2 pseudogenes are annotated in these 431 nt (G+C 67.5%); both read right to left on the bottom strand.

The features are described 5' to 3' along the window. Positions 1-210: pseudogene (locus DEQ92_RS24365) on the bottom strand (PrsW family intramembrane metalloprotease); the annotation flags it as partial. Further along, positions 207-431: pseudogene (locus DEQ92_RS23055) on the bottom strand (ABC transporter ATP-binding protein); the annotation flags it as partial. The pseudogenes DEQ92_RS24365 and DEQ92_RS23055, both read right to left, overlap by 4 nt.

Raw genomic sequence — 431 nt, 5'->3', positions numbered from 1 at the left:
GGATGCGATTCCGACTCGGTAGAGGTCGCGGTCGAGGGCGGCTCCGCTTCCCGCTGCTCCGGCGGCGATGCCCCCAGCAACCAGTACAGCGATGAGTCCGAGAACGACTGTTTTGCGGTCGAGTGTACCGGCCGAACGCGACACCTCCCACCGGGCGATTCGGAAGATAGCGCGTGCGTGCGCGACGAGCCGCGTCTTGCGGTCAGTCACGACCGCCCGCGACCCCCTTCCGCGGTACTCTTCGTCGGTGCTTCTCCGGCGAGTCGGAGGAAGATATCCTCCAGTGATGGCTCGTCGGTTCGGATGTCGGCGACGCGACCGCCCGCCGACTCGGCCGCCTCGCGGAGTGCTTCCACCTCGGCCATGTCGTCGACGACGGCGACGTGGCGGGTACCGTCAGGACCGGCTTCCGTCTCAGTCTCGGGAAGTGA

It is taken from the genome of Haloferax sp. Atlit-6N (genome assembly GCF_003383195.1).
In the GTDB taxonomy this organism is placed as follows: Archaea; Halobacteriota; Halobacteria; order Halobacteriales; family Haloferacaceae; genus Haloferax; species Haloferax gibbonsii.
This window is presented reverse-complemented; position numbering and strand designations above follow the sequence as displayed.